Origin of the sequence: Bartonella sp. AP57NXGY (assembly GCF_042195805.1) — a bacterium.
Taxonomy (GTDB): domain Bacteria; phylum Pseudomonadota; class Alphaproteobacteria; order Rhizobiales; family Rhizobiaceae; genus Bartonella.
In genome coordinates, this window is sequence record NZ_JBHIOZ010000254.1 from 1 (window position 1) to 1,656 (window position 1,656).

The 1,656-nt window shown below is 28.2% G+C and carries 1 protein-coding gene; it reads right to left on the reverse strand.

What is annotated here, in order from left to right:
• Window positions 1-942: 942 nt before the first annotated feature.
• Entirely contained in the window at window positions 943-1,257 is a 315-nt protein-coding gene (locus ACFIL8_RS10025; RefSeq protein ID WP_375633465.1) for a hypothetical protein, read from the reverse strand.
• Between the last annotated feature and the right edge of the window lie 399 nt (window positions 1,258-1,656).

Consider the following 1,656-nt stretch of genomic DNA (forward strand, 5'->3'; position numbering starts at 1 on the left):
CTGATATTGGATAAATTTTTTCAGTCATGTTTCCCTCTTTTTATTGTTTGGAAAAATCTGCCTCTGTATTTTTGTATGGTTATATTTGTGGCAGAGTTTTCCCAAAAGCTTTTCATTATGAGGTTAGACTAAATGACAAAGATTAGAATAGTCAATTTTTAAATCTGATACGTTTTTCTTAAAAAGGTATTTTATGCTTTTAGGATATTCAAATATGGCAAAGACTATTGCGGTATAGAGCTTTTTATAAAAGCATAAAGATATTAAAAAAATACCCCTATAAAGGAGAGGGAATGAGAATGCTTTTTAAAAGAATAAATTTACTAAATATTAATATAAACCAAAATATCTACGCAAAAAATTAGAAATAAAGAACATAATAAATGACGATAATGCCATTATAATAGACAATCTCCAACCTACGCCATTGAATATTTTAAAAGAAATGGCAATTATTAGGAGTAATTATAATTAACATGCAAAACATTCTTACAACTTCATAATGAATATCCATTATAACAAAATCCTAGTTATAGTAATGAGATTAATAAATAATTATGAAAAAAATTTGTTCAGTATACTCGAAACTCATCCGATAAATAATTAATATAAACCGAAGTATCTACATAAACTATCAGAAATAATGAACAGAATTACTGTATATAATGTTGATTTTATAGATAGTTTCCAACTGTAGCCACCAATTTTTTTTAAACCAATAGTATATATAGGGATGAATACAATGAGAATGCAAAACAGTCTTATGATTTCATAAAGAATATTCATTATAACAAAATCCTGATTATAAGATGTGATTCACAATAGATATCTCCGAAAACTATTTTATCCACAGATGTAGATATTTAATTTTGGTATATTCTTTCGAATATATTTACAGAATTATTTATCTTCAGAGATATCTTTGTAGCTACTTTTTATAAATTAGAACCAACAATTCCAAGCTGACTGTCCAAAGCCATAAATAGCACCTCCAATGAGCCCCCCTCCCAAACCTACAGTTCCACCTGTAAGAGCACCTCCTAGTCCTCCAAACAGAGCTCCCCCTGCTGCTCCTGTTAGCCCTCCCTGAGCTCCTAGTGTAGAGGCGTGTGAAATCATGTTATTAGCAAAACCATTAAAGCTACATGCATTTCCATGAGTATGTTTTGATATTCCATGAAAAGGTCTTGAATTGTGCGAATGACCAAAAGAAGGCTTTGTCGCCATATGACCGAATGTGTTGAATGAACCAAACATATTAATTCTCCTTAATTATCTACATTAAAAGTAGTATCATAATGATACATTTCAAATTGGTATCACGTATTTTTAGAGAAATTACAAATATAAACTTTAAAAATGGTGATAAAAATACTGTATAAATAATAACTATATTATGTATATATGAAATTTTTTCTTAAAAAATATAATAATATTATTTTCAATATTTTAAAATATAAGAAATTACACCATATTTTTTCTTAATTAAAGTTTAAATTTAGAAAAATTGCGTATATGAAAAGTTGAAGTTTTTCTCTTTGTTTACGAGAACGATAAAGAAATATCGTTATTGGGATCTATCTCATTGCCATTGTTTTGCCTGCATGTATTATGCGCATATGCTTGGGATTAGTTCTTTTATTTTTCAGGCGGATA

Bases quoted from the DNA above. Each gene is read 5' to 3' on its own strand.
- ACFIL8_RS10025 (WP_375633465.1), bottom strand. From the start codon at position 1,257: ATGTTTGGTTCATTCAACACATTCGGTCATATGGCGACAAAGCCTTCT.